13 protein-coding genes are annotated in these 14,010 nt (G+C 60.6%); 6 read left to right on the top strand and 7 right to left on the bottom strand.

The annotated features are described in order from the left end of the window. The first annotated feature begins 256 nt into the window (after window positions 1–256). The 5 genes from ACXJKE_RS13245 (at window position 257) to ACXJKE_RS13265 (ending at window position 5,678) form a co-directional block, all read left to right on the top strand. Window positions 257–3,166, top strand: coding sequence for a ribonucleoside-diphosphate reductase subunit alpha (locus ACXJKE_RS13245; RefSeq protein ID WP_457281066.1), 2,910 nt, complete (start codon window positions 257–259; stop codon window positions 3,164–3,166). A gap of 131 nt (window positions 3,167–3,297) precedes the next feature. After that, a complete protein-coding gene (locus tag ACXJKE_RS13250; protein WP_457281067.1) occupies window positions 3,298–4,521 on the top strand; it encodes a ribonucleotide-diphosphate reductase subunit beta in 1,224 nt (407 codons plus the stop codon). A gap of 50 nt (window positions 4,522–4,571) precedes the next feature. After that, entirely contained in the window at window positions 4,572–4,706 is a 135-nt protein-coding gene (locus tag ACXJKE_RS13255) for a hypothetical protein (RefSeq protein ID WP_457281068.1), read from the top strand. A gap of 14 nt (window positions 4,707–4,720) precedes the next feature. Next, window positions 4,721–5,194 (top strand): histone H1-like DNA-binding protein, encoded by a 474-nt coding sequence (locus tag ACXJKE_RS13260; protein ID WP_431098248.1) that lies wholly within the window; start codon window positions 4,721–4,723, stop codon window positions 5,192–5,194. Between the two features lie 130 nt (window positions 5,195–5,324). After that, window positions 5,325–5,678 carry a DUF167 domain-containing protein gene (locus ACXJKE_RS13265; protein WP_457281069.1) on the top strand — a complete coding sequence of 118 codons (354 nt, stop codon included), beginning with the start codon at window positions 5,325–5,327 and terminating at the stop codon, window positions 5,676–5,678. A gap of 82 nt (window positions 5,679–5,760) precedes the next feature. On the opposite strand, the gene ACXJKE_RS13270 is transcribed toward ACXJKE_RS13265, so the two are convergent. From ACXJKE_RS13270 to ACXJKE_RS13300, 7 genes are all read right to left on the bottom strand, one after another. Then, the gene (locus ACXJKE_RS13270) at window positions 5,761–6,663 is read right to left on the bottom strand and encodes a carbohydrate kinase family protein (RefSeq protein ID WP_457281070.1); all 903 of its coding nucleotides are present in this window, start codon (window positions 6,661–6,663) and stop codon (window positions 5,761–5,763) included. 18 nt (window positions 6,664–6,681) lie between these two features. After that, window positions 6,682–7,791, bottom strand: a complete 1,110-nt coding sequence (locus ACXJKE_RS13275; RefSeq protein WP_457281071.1) for a DUF3426 domain-containing protein — start codon at window positions 7,789–7,791, stop codon at window positions 6,682–6,684. Between the two features lie 71 nt (window positions 7,792–7,862). Continuing rightward, complete coding sequence (prmA, locus tag ACXJKE_RS13280; RefSeq protein WP_457281641.1) at window positions 7,863–8,747, bottom strand: 50S ribosomal protein L11 methyltransferase; 885 nt, start codon at window positions 8,745–8,747, stop codon at window positions 7,863–7,865. Window positions 8,748–8,878: 131 nt separating this feature from the next. Continuing rightward, on the bottom strand, window positions 8,879–10,228 hold the full coding sequence (accC, locus tag ACXJKE_RS13285) for an acetyl-CoA carboxylase biotin carboxylase subunit (RefSeq protein ID WP_457281072.1): 1,350 nt from the start codon (window positions 10,226–10,228) through the stop codon (window positions 8,879–8,881). A 41-nt stretch (window positions 10,229–10,269) separates the two neighbouring features. After that, the gene (gene accB / locus ACXJKE_RS13290) at window positions 10,270–10,725 is read right to left on the bottom strand and encodes an acetyl-CoA carboxylase biotin carboxyl carrier protein (RefSeq protein ID WP_457281073.1); all 456 of its coding nucleotides are present in this window, start codon (window positions 10,723–10,725) and stop codon (window positions 10,270–10,272) included. 345 nt (window positions 10,726–11,070) lie between these two features. After that, a complete protein-coding gene (locus ACXJKE_RS13295) occupies window positions 11,071–11,628 on the bottom strand; it encodes a TlpA disulfide reductase family protein (RefSeq protein ID WP_457281074.1) in 558 nt (185 codons plus the stop codon). Then, window positions 11,625–12,236 (bottom strand): hypothetical protein, encoded by a 612-nt coding sequence (locus tag ACXJKE_RS13300; protein ID WP_457281075.1) that lies wholly within the window; start codon window positions 12,234–12,236, stop codon window positions 11,625–11,627. The genes ACXJKE_RS13295 and ACXJKE_RS13300 overlap by 4 nt, the downstream gene beginning before the upstream one ends. Window positions 12,237–12,509: 273 nt before the next feature. On the opposite strand from ACXJKE_RS13300, the gene mpl reads away from it, so the two are divergent. Further along, window positions 12,510–13,937: a UDP-N-acetylmuramate:L-alanyl-gamma-D-glutamyl-meso-diaminopimelate ligase gene (mpl, locus tag ACXJKE_RS13305; protein WP_457281076.1), complete on the top strand. Its 1,428-nt coding sequence runs from the start codon at window positions 12,510–12,512 to the stop codon at window positions 13,935–13,937. The last annotated feature ends 73 nt before the right edge of the window (window positions 13,938–14,010 follow it).

The following is a 14,010-nucleotide window of genomic DNA, read 5'->3' on the forward strand; positions in this document are numbered from 1 at the left end:
GCCCTGATCGAGGCGTCTGGAATGGGGCCTAAAAAGCCACAAAACGTAACGGTGCATTCAGTCAGCGATACACTACCTGTAGTGGCTTGTATTCCCTCCATACCCTAGGTATAGTGTCTAAGCCCTAATTCAGTTTGATGTAATTTGGGTCAGGAAATGAAGGAGCAGGTTGATAGGCCTGTGCAATACCTCAATATATCCAGAGACCCCCGAACAGCACATCAAACCACCCATAAAACAAAGCAAAGAGGAAGTCATGCAAACTGCACAACACGCGGTGCCCGTCACGTCGAGCGTTCTGGCAAGCAACCCAGCAACCGGCGATACCAACGCGCAAAGCAACCCGCTCGCCCATTACCAGATCATTCGCCGCAATGGCGGCGTGGTGCCGTTCGAACCCAACAAGATCGCCGTGGCCATGATGAAGGCTTTCCTGGCCGTGCATGGCACGCAGGGTGCGGCTTCGGCCAGCGTCCGCGAAACCGTTGACGGCCTGACCCAGGCGGTCATCCGCGCCCTGATGCGTTCGCGCCCAGGCGGCGGAACCTTTCATATAGAAGACGTTCAGGATCAGGTCGAGCTGGGCCTGATGCGCGGCGGCCACCACGAGATCGCCCGCGCTTACGTGCTGTACCGCGAAAAGCGCACGCAAGAGCGCGCACGCCAGCCGCAAACCCAGGCGCCCGCAGCGCCGCTGATCCATGTGACCGACCGCGGCAACCGCGTCGCGCTGGACATCCGCAACCTGCAGGCGTTGATTGAAGCCTCCTGCGCCAACCTGGGCGCGGATATCAAGCCCGACCCGATCGTTGCGGAAACCATGCGCAACCTCTATGACGGTGTGCCCATTGACGAGGTCTACAAGGCGTCCATCCTGGCAGCGCGCACCCTGATCGAGAAAGACCCTGACTACACCTACGCCACCGCACGCCTGCTGATGCACACCATCCGCCGCGAAGTGCTGGGTGAAGAAGTCAGTCAGGAAGACATGGCGATTCGCTACGCCGAGTATTTCCCGCAGTTCATCGCCAAGGGCGTACAAAACGAGCTGCTCGACGAAAAGCTCCAGCAGTTCGACCTGGCCCGCCTGGGCGCCGCGCTCAAGCCCGAACGCGACCTGAAATTCGACTACCTCGGCCTGCAAACCCTGTTTGACCGCTACTTCCTGCACGTGCGCAAACAGCGCATCGAGCTACCACAGGCTTTCTTCATGCGCGTGGCCATGGGCCTGTCGCTCAACGAGATCAACCGCGAAGAACGCGCGATCGAGTTCTATGAAATCCTCTCGTCCTTCGACTTCATGTCGAGCACGCCCACCCTGTTCAATGCCGGCACGCTGCGCTCGCAGCTGTCGTCGTGCTACCTGACGACCGTCGCCGACGACCTGGGCGGCATCTACGACGCCATCAAGGAAAACGCGCTGCTGTCCAAATTTGCCGGCGGCCTGGGCAATGACTGGACGCCTGTGCGCGCCCTGGGCGCCCATATCAAGGGCACCAACGGCGAATCGCAAGGCGTCGTGCCTTTCCTCAAAGTCGTCAACGACACCGCCGTGGCGGTCAACCAGGGCGGCAAGCGCAAGGGCGCCGTCTGCGCCTACCTGGAAACCTGGCACCTGGATATTGAAGAGTTCCTGGAACTGCGCAAGAACACCGGTGACGATCGCCGCCGTACGCACGACATGAACACCGCCAACTGGATTCCCGACCTCTTCATGCGCCGCGTGATGGAAAAGGGCAGCTGGACGCTGTTCTCACCGTCGGACACACCCGACCTGCACGACAAGTTCGGCAAGGACTTCGAGAAAATCTACACCGCCTACGAAGCCAAGGCCGAGCGCGGCGAAATCAAGCCATCCCGCAAGCTGCAGGCCACCGACATGTGGCGCAAGATGCTGTCGATGCTGTTTGAAACCGGCCATCCCTGGATCACGTTCAAGGACGCCTGCAATGTGCGCTCGCCGCAGCAACACACCGGCGTCGTGCACTCGTCCAACCTGTGCACCGAAATCACACTCAACACCAGCGACACCGAAACTGCTGTCTGCAACCTCGGCTCGGTCAACCTCGTCCAGCATCTGAAGGACGGCGCAGTCGACCACGAGAAGCTTAAAAAGACCATTACCACGGCCATGCGCATGCTGGACAACGTGATCGACATCAACTATTACGCCGTCAAGAAGGCCCGCGATTCCAACATGCGCCACCGCCCTGTGGGCCTGGGCATCATGGGTTTCCAGGACTGCCTGTACGAGCTGCGCGTGCCTTACGCTTCCCAGGAAGCTGTCGAGTTCGCCGACAAATCCATGGAGGCTGTCTGCTACCACGCTTACTGGGCATCGACCGAACTGGCCAAAGAGCGCGGTAAATATGCCACGTACAAAGGCTCGCTCTGGGACAAGGGCATCCTGCCGCTGGATACGCTGGACATGCTGGCCGAGCAGCGCGGCGGCTATGTGGAAGTCGACCGCTCCGCCAGCCTTGACTGGGACGCTTTGCGCAAGAAGATTGCCAAAGACGGCATGCGCAATTCCAACTGCGTGGCCATTGCGCCCACAGCCACCATCTCCAACATCATTGGGGTGGATGCTTGTATCGAACCCTGCTTTGGCAACCTGTCGGTCAAGTCCAACCTGTCGGGTGAATTTACCGTCATCAACCATTACCTGGTCCGCGACCTGAAGCGCTTGGGCCTATGGGACGACGTGATGGTGGTGGATCTGAAGCACTTTGACGGCTCCCTGCGCCCGATCGATCGCGTACCGCAGGACGTCAAAGCGCTCTACGCCACGGCGTTTGAGATTGAAACTTCCTGGATTGTCGAGGCGGCAGCGCGCCGCCAGAAGTGGATTGATCAGGCACAGTCGCTCAACATCTACATGGCAGGCGCTTCGGGCAAAAAGCTCGACGACACCTACAAGCTGGCCTGGCTGCGCGGCCTCAAGACGACTTACTACCTGCGCACGCAAAGCGCGACGCACGCCGAGAAGTCGACCGTGACCGCGGGCAAGATGAACTCGGTGTCATCGGGTACCGCGACGGCAGGCGGCGGCATGAGCGCGCTCGAAGCGGCAGCCGCCGCAGCGCAGGCGCAGATGAGTGCATCGCCCGCGACCGACATCAAATTCTGTGCAATCGATGACCCAGGTTGCGAGGCCTGCCAATAAAACACCGAATCGTGCGCTGAGCTTCATCGCACGATTCGATGTAATTGAGCAACACAATTTTGTAGCGATGTGAATGAACACTTTTCATTTTGTATCGCTGCTTTCATAATCCCAAAGTATTGGAAACCTCTATGTTGACCTGGGACGAAGAAGTCAAACCATCTTTGCAAACATCTCACAACAGCGGCTTGCCTGAAGGCCGCTCGATGGAACTTCCGCCTCTTTCTTTGAACACTGCCGAGCAGCCCCAGGCGCAAGTGCGCATGCTCAACGACGGCGCGTTCGCACCTGTGCAAGCTGCAGCACCTTCTACGTCTGCCGCCGCACCCGCCAAGGCACAACGCGTCAAGGCCTCCGACAAACGCATCATTAATGGCCAGACCGACGTCAACCAGCTGGTGCCGTTCAAATACAAGTGGGCTTGGGAAAAATACCTCGCCACCTGCGCCAACCACTGGATGCCGCAGGAAGTAAATATGACGCGCGACATCGCGCTCTGGAAAGACCCGAACGGCCTGACCGAAGACGAACGCCGTCTGGTCAAGCGCAACCTGGGTTTCTTCGTGACCGCCGACTCGCTGGCAGCCAACAACATCGTGCTGGGCACCTACCGCCACATCACCGCACCCGAATGCCGCCAGTTCCTGCTGCGCCAGGCTTTTGAAGAAGCCATTCACACCCACGCCTACCAGTACATCACTGAATCACTGGGCCTGGACGAAGCCGAAATCTTCAACGCCTATAACGAAGTGCAATCGATCAAGGACAAGGACCAGTTCCTGATTCCTTTCATTGAAGTGATTTCCGACCCTCACTTCAAAACTGGCACTACCGAAGCTGACCAGACCCTGCTCAAGTCGCTGATCGTGTTTGCTTGTCTGATGGAAGGCCTGTTCTTCTATGTGGGCTTCACGCAGATTCTTGCCCTGGGTCGCCAGAACAAGATGACCGGCGCCGCCGAACAGTACCAGTACATCCTGCGCGACGAGTCCATGCACTGCAACTTCGGCATCGACCTGATCAATCAGCTCAAGCTGGAAAACCCCCATCTCTGGACGGCGGACTTCAAGGCCGAAATCAAGGCATTGTTCATGAAAGCCGTCGAACTGGAGTACCGCTACGCCGAAGACACCATGCCGCGCGGCGTGCTCGGCCTCAATGCGTCCATGTTCAAAGGCTACCTCCGCTACATTGCCAATCGCCGTGCCACGCAGATCGGACTTGAAACTCTCTTCCCCAACGAGGAGAATCCGTTCCCATGGATGAGCGAAATGATCGACCTGAAAAAAGAGCGTAACTTCTTTGAAACCCGTGTGATCGAGTACCAGTCCGGTGGTGCCCTTTCCTGGGATTGATTGACCAGAAAAATACGCGAGACAAGCGAACAATGATTTCAAGAATTGCAATGACCAGTGACAGCACCGAAGAGTGCGCGTTGGGCTTTGCTCCTGTGTTCGCGGCGCTGGGACCGGTTTATCCGGGGCCCAACGCCGTGAATCGCTTTACGTACTCCAACCGTGAAGTGCTCTTTGCAACGTGATCAAGGAGAAAACTATGGCAACTGCGAAAAAAACTGCGGCTAAAAAAGCTGCTCCAAAGAAAGCCCCTGCGAAAAAAGTAGCGGCTAAGAAGGCTCCTGCGAAAAAAGCAGCAGCGAAAAAAGCTCCGGCTAAAAAAGCTCCAGCGAAAAAAGTAGCGGCCAAAAAGCCAGCTGCGAAAAAATCGCCAGCGAAAAAGCCAGCAGCCAAGAAGGTAGCGGCCAAGAAGCCAGCAGCGAAGAAAGCTGCAGCGAAAAAGCCAGCAGCCAAGAAGGCCGCGAAAAAGGTAGCGAAGAAACCAGCGGCGAAGAAAGCCGCTGCGAAAAAGCCTGCCGCCAAGAAAGCAGCGAAAAAGCCCGCTGCGAAGAAAGCCGCGAAAAAACCTGCTGCCAAAGCTGCGAAAGCACCCGCTGCAGCGGCTGCCCCTGCGGCTCAGACTACTCTGAACCCGCAAGCTGCCTGGCCGTTTCCGACAGCCAGCAAGCCGTAAGCAGTAAGGTAATTCTGCTTAGAGCCCGATATCGAAAGATGTCGGGCTTTTTTCATGGCTGGGCCGTTCCTGAGGCCATCCACAATTGACACCCCTGACCCCTGTTTACCGCCGCCGGACCACTCCAGCCATGAAACCGTTCCCCGCGCTGCCCGAACTTCCTTTTCTGCGACGGGAAAAGAATGGGGACGTTCTGATCGACATCCATGTGGTGCCCAACGCCGCCAAAACCGAGATGATGGGCCTGCATGGAGAGGCCGGCCAGCAGGCGCTGCGCCTGCGGCTGCAGGCACCGCCCGTGGACGGCAAAGCCAATCAGGCGCTGGTGAAGTGGCTGGCCGGTTGCCTCGGCGTTCCGCAGCAGGCGGTCACGCTGGCCCGCGGAGAGGCTTCAAGGCGCAAGCAGTTGCGCGTCAGCGCTGCAGCGGCAAGCCAGGCTGCGTGGAATGAATGGCTGAAAGCACTGGACCACCGCGAGCCATAGCCCCGCGTAAAGCGCCGCGAGAAGTAGGCGAAAGGGGGCGTAGCTATTAATTCGATAGCTTCTTGCGCCCGTCCAGTCACGCTCAATCGCCGATTTTCTCTGAATTCAGCGTGTAGTTCTGGCCGCCGCGCGTCGCGATCTTGTGTGCACCTACCCGGTTGCCCAGCGCGGCGCAGCGGTCCAGCGCCCAGCCTTTTTCCAGGCCAAACAGCAAAGCGCCGCGAAAGGCATCGCCGCATCCCGTCGGGTCGACCACAGTTTCGGCTTTCACCGGCGGCACGAGGGTTTTCTCGCCGCCAATCCAGACCTCGCAACCTTCCGCGCCCAACGTCACCACCAGGCCCTGCACCCGGCGGGACAATTCGGCGCATGACAGGCCCGTGCGGTCACACAGCATTTTGGCCTCGTAATCGTTGACGGTCACCCAGGTGGAAAGTTCCACAAAGTGGGAAAGCTCCTTGCCGTCAAACATGGGAAGGCCCTGGCCTGGATCAAAAACGAAGGGGATACCAGCCAGCTTGAACTGCTCGGCATGCTGCAGCATGGCATCGCGCCCGTCAGGCGAGATAATGCCCAGCTTGATGTCATCGCGTGCGTCAATGCGGGTGACATGGGCCTGCATCATGGCACCCGGATGAAAAGCCGTGATCTGGTTGTTGTCCCGGTCGGTCATGATCATCGCCTGGGCGGTGTAGGTGTCGCCCACCTGCCGCACAAATTCCGTGCTGATGCCCAGCGTCTTCATGCGCTCCACGTACTCAGCGCCGTCGCTGCCGACCGTGGCCATGGGCAGCGGCTTGCCGCCAAGCTGCTGCAGGCTGTAGGCGATGTTGCCGGCGCAGCCGCCAAATTCACGGCGCAGCGCCGGCACCAGAAACGACACATTCAGAATATGCAGTTGATCGGGCAGTATCTGCTCCGAAAAGCGCCCCTCAAAGGTCATGATGGTGTCAAACGCCAGGGAGCCACAAATAACAGCAGACATTCAGTTCTCTCGTTTCAATCAGGGGTAAAAAACCAGGACACGATAGCCAGCCACTCGCAAGGGAGCCGCCGGCGCAGAAGACGGCGGCGACGCTGCAGCTGCAGTGTCCGGATCACCGGATATTTTCATGATGACCAGGCCGGGCATTTCGGAGCGGGGGGCCAGGGTCGGCGATTTGGCGCCAAACTGTGCCGGCGTCAGGATGCGGCGCACCACGGCCTGGTCCTGCGAATCGGTCAGGGTCACTTCCAGGGAAGGCATTTCCAGCAGCGTCACACCCGTGTTTTTGAGCGTAAAACTGAGGCGATAGGCATCAGGGCCGATGCGGTTGAAGGTGGAGCTGTCTATGACCAGCGACTCGATATGCCGCGGCGCACGAATGTCACAGTGCAACTGGCCGCAAATACCCTGAAGCGCCGGCACGAGCCGGGGCTCCAGGGCGGCCAGCGTGTCCCTTTGCTGGACAGCCCACTGCAAGACCAGCACGGCCAGCAGCAGCAGGGATAACAAGGCCATAGTCCACCGGGTCAGCGGCCGTTTCCAGAACGCCTTGCGCTTGGCCTCCCGCACAAAAGACACATCGTGCTCCACGCGCGAATCCGGCATGCCGGAGTCCACGTCCGAAAAGGCAAAACTGGAATCATCATCGACCGCCGGACGCACCATCACCGGCCGGCGGGCTGGCGGCTCATCCGGCAACACGCTATCGGGCAGTTCCATCGGATCCTGCTGACGTTCCTGTTGAGCCCGCTTCCAGCGTACAGGGTCAAAATCAGCCGCACTGTCCTGCGCATCGGCAGGGCCAGTGCCGGAAGGCCTTAGCGGCACCCGGTCGGCAAATGACCTGGCCGGCGCCCATTTCTGTGGGTCCGCAGCAGCGGCAACAGCCACGACTGGCGGCGCCGGCGCAGAAGGGACAAATTCCGGCAGCGGCATGGGTTCGGTGTCCGCGACCGCAAACGGTACGGCGGGCACGGGCGATGCCATGTCACGCGGCAGCAGATGCGCGGACGCATCAAAGACTTCAGCGCAATGCCCGCATCGCACCCAGCCCTGTGAGACTTTGAGTTGGTCGGTCACGACTTTGAACATCGTGCCACATGCGGGGCAGCGCGTAATCAGGCTCATTTAGCGCTGTATTGTAGGGGGCTCCCCCCCGCTGACGGCCTGAAAACCGCCAGGCACCGGGTTGAGCCGGCTCAGAAGCCGGCGGTCATCAAGATCCAGCCTTCTTGCGCATCGTGCACGGTGAGCTGGCAATAGGGTGCGTAGGCCTCTTTCAGTTCTTCAGCCTGGCGCTCCAGAATGCCGGCCAACACGAGATGGCCGCCCTTTTCGACATGTGCGCACAGCAGCGGTGCCAGCACTTTCAGCGGTGTGGCCAGGATGTTGGCCAGCACGGTCCGGTATTGACCGGACGCCTTGTCGGGCAAGCCAGCGTTGAGCGCCACATGGTTGGCTTCGGCATTGGCGCGCGTCGATTCGACGGCGGCCGGGTCAATGTCGACGGCGTCGATGTCGGCGGCGCCAAACTTTGCCGCGCCGATCGCAAGGATTCCGGATCCGCAACCATAGTCGAGGACGCGCCCCAGGTCCTGCCCGGCCCGGCTTGCGATCCAGCGCAGGCACATACGTGTCGTCGGGTGCGTTCCCGTTCCAAAGGCCAGGCCCGGGTCCAGGCGAATCACCTGTCTGGCCTCGGCAGGTGGTTCATGCCAGGTCGGCACGATCCAGAATTCAGGCGTGATGTCCACCGGCTCGAACTGCGACTGCGTCAGGCGAACCCAGTCCTGCTCAGGCACGGGCTGGATGGCGACCACGCGGCAACCCGCGAAAAAATCCTGGGCCGCCAGCAAGCCGGCGGCATCGCGTGCCAGGGCTTCTGTGGAAAACAGCGAGACGATGCGGGAGCGCTCCCAGCCCGCCTTGGGCGGCGGCATGTCGGGTTCGCCGAACAGCGCCTGCTCGGCCGGCGTCTGCGCATCGGCGTCTTCCACCGACACGCTGAGCGCATCGAGCGCGTCCAGCGCCTCACTCAGGGTTTCGACTTCATCGACGGGGGCCAGCAGAACCAGTTCAAACATCATTGATCGTAGAAGAGTTGGATGCCAGTTTTCAGTTCAAGCCGGGGCCGCGGAACCGGCTTTGCCGGGCCGCAGGCGCAGCGGCCCCCTCGGGGGGCAGGGAACTACACGAAGTGAGCGACCGTGGGGGCTCACCTTTCTCGCTTTGACAACCACTCTTCAAGGTAGTGAATGTTGGTGCCGCCGTCCATGAACTTGGCATCCACCATCAGCTCGCGGTGCAGCGGGATATTGGTGTTGATGCCTTCCACCACGGTTTCAGCCAGCGCCGTGCTCATGCGGGCCAGCGCCTGCTCGCGCGTATCGCCGTGCACGATGATCTTGCCGATCATCGAGTCATAGTTGGGCGGTACAAAATAGTTGGCGTAAATGTGCGAGTCCACCCGCACACCCGGCCCACCCGGTGTGTGCCAGGTCGTGATACGGCCCGGCGAAGGGACAAACTTGTAGGGATCTTCCGCGTTGATGCGGCATTCGATTGAATGGCCTTTGAGCTGGATATCGCGCTGGGCAAAAGGCAGCTTTTCACCGGCCGCCACCATGATCTGGGTGCGCACGATGTCCACGCCGGTGATCCATTCGGTGACCGGATGCTCGACCTGGACACGTGTGTTCATCTCGATGAAGTAGAACTCGCCGTTTTCGTAGAGGAACTCAAAGGTGCCCGCACCGCGGTAGCCGATTTTCTTGACGGCCGCGACGCAGCGCTCGCCGATGCGCTCAATCAGCTTGCGGGGGATGCCCGGTGCCGGCGCTTCTTCAATGACTTTCTGGTGGCGGCGCTGCATGGAGCAATCGCGCTCACCCAACCAGACCGCGTTTTTGTGCTGGTCGGCCAGGATCTGGATTTCGATGTGCCGCGGGTTCTGCAGGAATTTCTCCATGTAGACCTCGGGATTGCCGAAGGCCGCGCCGGCTTCGGCCTTGGTGGTCTGCACCGCGTGCAGCAAAGCCGCTTCGGTGTGCACCACGCGCATGCCGCGCCCGCCGCCGCCGCCGGCCGCTTTGATAATGACCGGGTAGCCGACCTGCTTGGCAGTGCGCTTGATGACGACCGGGTCATCGGGCAAGGCGCCTTCGGAGCCAGGTACACAGGGCACACCGGCCTTGATCATGGTCTGCTTGGCCGAGACCTTGTCGCCCATGATGCGGATCGACTCCGGCGTGGGGCCGATGAACTTGAAGCCGCTTTTTTCCACGCGCTCGGCGAAGTCGGCGTTTTCACTCAGGAAACCGTATCCGGGGTGGATGGCTTCAGCATCCGTCACCTCGGCGGCCGAGATGATGGCGGGCATGTTGAGGTAGCTGTCTTTGGAAGGCGCCGGGCCGATGCAGACCGACTCGTCGGCCAGCTTGATGTATTTGGCCTCGCGGTCGGCTTCGGAATAGACCATCACGGCCTTCACGCCGAGTTCGCGGCAGGCGCGCTGGATGCGCAGGGCAATCTCACCCCTGTTGGCGATCAGTATTTTCTTGAACATGCGTCGGTAAGCCTGGTTTGGAAAGGAGGCAAGGCGCCCGCTTACTCAATGATGAAGAGGGGTTGGCCGTATTCGACAGCCTGGCCGTTTTCCGAAAGGATCTTGGTGACGGTGCCCGATTTGTCGGCTTCGATCTCGTTGAGGATCTTCATGGCCTCGATAATGCAGATGGTTTCGCCTTCCTTGATGACGCTGCCGAGTTCGACAAAAGGCTTGGCGCCGGGGCTGGCAGAGCGATAAAAAGTGCCCACCATGGGCGACTTGACGGCATGGCCGGCGGGGGCTGCGGGCGCTGCTTCGGCAACCGGTGCGGCAGGCGCGCCGGCCGCGGGCGCCGCTGCGGGAGCTGCTACCATGGCAACCGGCTGCTGCATCACCAGGGGAGCGCCGCTGGATTTGACAATACGCACCTTGCCTTCGGCTTCAGTGATCTCCAGCTCGGAGACGTTGGACTCTGAGACGAGGTCAATCAGGGTCTTGAGTTTTCTTAAATCCATAGGTTCTCTCCAACGACGGTAGATGCTGGCGCGGGATCTCGGCGCAGCTTTTTTGACTGAAAGGCTGGAAACGGAAGGCACTTGACGCGGCCACCGATCTTCCTTCTTTTTTCACTTACTTTCTGCTTTTACGCTTTAAAGCGCTTATCAGTTAATTACTGCGGGGACGAGCCAGGCGGCTTACCCCGGGAAAGCGCAGAGTGTACATCAAGCCGGAGGCCATTCCCCACCGTCTGGCGGCTGGCCGCTCTGCCTCAAAAACCCCGCGGAAGATGCCGTTAGAAGCTGTTCCCGGCTGTTACCGAAGGTTTCGATGCAGCACGGCCCATCAGCAATGTTCTGCCGCTAATTGAGCTTGGCCCAGAGCGCCAGGTCTTCCGGCAGGACTTTGCCGATCTTGCGATGAAGCAGTTCGCCGGAAGCGCTGAACACCGCGGTAAAAGGCAGGCTGCCTGCGAGATTTCCCAGCGATTTGCTGAGATCGGTTCCGCCCAGACCGGCCATGCCGACCGGAAAATGCAGCGGCTTGGTTTGCAGCCAGGTTCGCACCGCGCTGGGCTGGTCGACAGCCAAACCCAGCACTTGCAGGTTTTTATCGCGATTTTCCTGGTAGAAGTAATCCAATAATGGCAACTCCTCCACACAGGGCGGGCACCAGGTGGCCCAGAAATTTACCAACAGCAGCTTGCCGCGAAAGCTGCTCATGGACAGGTTCTTGCCGTCGGGCGTGTCGAAGTTCAGGCTCCAGAATGCGTCGGTCGCGCTGCCAGATGTACTGCCGGGAGTGGGCGCCACCACTTTTTCATCCACCGCGTGAGGCTGGAATTTCCACCAGGCGACGCCTGCACCGGCCAGGCCGGCCAAGGCGGCGGCACTGCCATAAAGCATGTTTCTGCGGTTCACGTGTCTGAAGTTCCGGGTTGGGGGGAAAGCAATTTTTGCACGGCAGCCAGGTCCCCCCGCGGGGTCCGTCCCTTGGCGTCGGGCCTGAGGGCGCCCCGCAGGTCGTCGTGGTCATAGACCATCAGATGCACGCCCACCGTCTCGTTCAAAGGTTTGCACACACTTCGCAGACTGAGCGCTTCCACGCTGTCACCGGTGAAGCCGGTCACGGTACGCGGCTCGTAGTCCACATTGTGCTCAATCAGGGCAATCTCGGCTGATTTGGGGTCATCGCAAAACAGCTGGATATAGATGTCGGACAGCCGCGTGGCCGTACCGTGCCAGACGGCGCCGCCCAGGTAGGGCCGAAATTGCACTAGCCGTTCCATCCAGACCAGCGCCAGTTCACGCAGCGCTGCCAGCTCGGCGGGCTGGGTGTCGGCACAGAAAAGCGCGATGTATTCGCGGACAGCGTCTTCCAGCTCGTCATTGCCCGGCAGTTCGGTACGGGCGGGCAATGCCATCTGTTTGACGGCGCGGCGTTTGGCCGGACCATATTCCAGCCCTTCTTCCACCACCAGCGCGGCGGCCGTGGCGGCGATTTCGGATTTAAGGGTATGAGGTGTCAAGATCGGCTGGCTTCGACCAGGCAAGGCCAAATCGAAGGTCAATGGGTGATGCGGATAAATGATACGGGTGCGGGCGAAGCGATTGTGCCCCGGGTTGGGTTCCCGCCAGACGCTAAAGTTCACCCCGGCCCACGGCACACCCTGTTGCTATGAAATCAATAGCTGGTTGGGCCCGTCCACATTGACCAGGAGGCGCTTTTTCCTTGAATTTCCGCGCAGCCACCGGATCCAGGTCTGTGGGGCCCGCGGATAGCCCTGCCTAGAATACAGGCCATGCACATACATATTCTGGGAATCTGCGGCACCTTCATGGGGGGCCTGGCCGCCCTGGCGCGGGAAGCCGGGCACAAAGTGACAGGCTGCGACACCGGCGTCTATCCGCCCATGAGCGACCAGCTGCGCGGTTTGGGGATTGAGCTGATCGAGGGCTACGGCGCCGACCAGATGGCCTTCGAGCCCGACGTGTTCGTGGTCGGCAACGTGGTGTCCCGTGCCCGGCTTGCCGATGGCAGCGCGAAATATCCGCTCATGGAAGCCATTCTGAACAGCGGCAAACCCTACACCAGCGGCCCGCAATGGCTCTCGGGCCACGTGCTGCACCACCCGACCCACCACCCGACCGGGCCACGCCATGTGCTGGCAGTGGCCGGCACGCACGGGAAGACCACCACCACGGCCATGCTGGCCTGGATTCTCGAAGCTGCCGGGCTGAAACCGGGTTTCCTGGTCGGCGGCGTGCCGCTGAACTTCGGTGTATCCGCCCGGCTGGGCGAAGGCAATACCTTTGTCATTGAAGCCGACGAATACGACACGGCCTTTTTCGACAAACGCAGCAAGTTCGTGCATTACCGCCCACGCACGGCCATCCTGAACAACCTTGAGTTCGACCACGCCGACATTTTTGACGACCTGGCGGCCATCGAACGGCAGTTCCACCATCTGGTGCGTACCGTGCCTTCGCAAGGCCGCGTGGTCGTCAATGCCGCCGAAGCCAGCCTGCAGCGCGTGCTGGCCCAAGGCTGCTGGAGTGAGCAACTGCTCTTCGGCAACGGCCTGCTGAACAAGAGCGGCTTCATGGCCCACGGCGAGCCGCACGATTTTCACGTGCTCAAGGCTGGCGAGGCCGTGGCCCATGTGAAATGGGGCATCAGCGGCGTGCACAACCAGCTCAATGCGCTGGCCGCCATCGCGGCGGCCGAGCATGTGGGCGTGGCGCCCGAGGCCGCGGCCCAGGCACTGGCGGAGTTCCAGAACGTCAAACGCCGCATGGAAGTGCGCGGCGTGATCCCGCGCAAAGGTGGCGACATCACCGTGTACGACGACTTCGCCCACCACCCCACCGCCATCCACACCACGGTAGACGGCCTGCGCCGCCAGCTGCAAAGCGCCGGCCGGGGCAGCGAACGCATCCTCGCCATCTTCGAGCCGCGCAGCAACACCATGAAACTGGGCGCCATGACGGCCCAGCTGCCCTGGAGCCTCGAGCAAGCCGACCTGGCTTTCTGCCACGCCGGCGGACTGGACTGGGATGCGCGCGCCGCGCTGGCCCCCATGGGCGAACGCGCCCAAGTGGCCGGCACCATTGACCAATTGCTCGAGCAGGTGCTGGCCGCAGCGCGGCCGGGCGACCATTTGCTGTGCATGAGCAACGGCGGGTTTGGCGGGATTCACGTAAAACTGCTGCAGGCGCTGAAAGCGTGACGGCGAGAATGCCGTGAACTGAAACTTATTTTGCTATTAATTTAGTAGCGATCAGCGCATGATTGGCACTGGC

This window comes from Polaromonas sp. P5_D5, assembly GCF_054049435.1.

Excerpts from the sequence above, each read along its gene's own strand:
- ACXJKE_RS13245 (WP_457281066.1), top strand. The coding sequence starts at position 257 with ATGCAAACTGCACAACACGCGGTGCCCGTCACGTCGAGCGTTCTGGCA.
- ACXJKE_RS13250 (WP_457281067.1), top strand. The coding sequence starts at position 3,298 with ATGTTGACCTGGGACGAAGAAGTCAAACCATCTTTGCAAACATCTCAC.
- ACXJKE_RS13255 (WP_457281068.1), top strand. The coding sequence starts at position 4,572 with ATGACCAGTGACAGCACCGAAGAGTGCGCGTTGGGCTTTGCTCCTGTG.
- ACXJKE_RS13260 (WP_431098248.1), top strand. The coding sequence starts at position 4,721 with ATGGCAACTGCGAAAAAAACTGCGGCTAAAAAAGCTGCTCCAAAGAAA.
- ACXJKE_RS13265 (WP_457281069.1), top strand. The coding sequence starts at position 5,325 with ATGAAACCGTTCCCCGCGCTGCCCGAACTTCCTTTTCTGCGACGGGAA.
- ACXJKE_RS13270 (WP_457281070.1), bottom strand. The coding sequence starts at position 6,663 with ATGTCTGCTGTTATTTGTGGCTCCCTGGCGTTTGACACCATCATGACC.
- ACXJKE_RS13275 (WP_457281071.1), bottom strand. The coding sequence starts at position 7,791 with ATGAGCCTGATTACGCGCTGCCCCGCATGTGGCACGATGTTCAAAGTC.
- prmA (WP_457281641.1), bottom strand. The coding sequence starts at position 8,747 with ATGTTTGAACTGGTTCTGCTGGCCCCCGTCGATGAAGTCGAAACCCTG.
- accC (WP_457281072.1), bottom strand. The coding sequence starts at position 10,228 with ATGTTCAAGAAAATACTGATCGCCAACAGGGGTGAGATTGCCCTGCGC.
- accB (WP_457281073.1), bottom strand. The coding sequence starts at position 10,725 with ATGGATTTAAGAAAACTCAAGACCCTGATTGACCTCGTCTCAGAGTCC.
- mpl (WP_457281076.1), top strand. The coding sequence starts at position 12,510 with ATGCACATACATATTCTGGGAATCTGCGGCACCTTCATGGGGGGCCTG.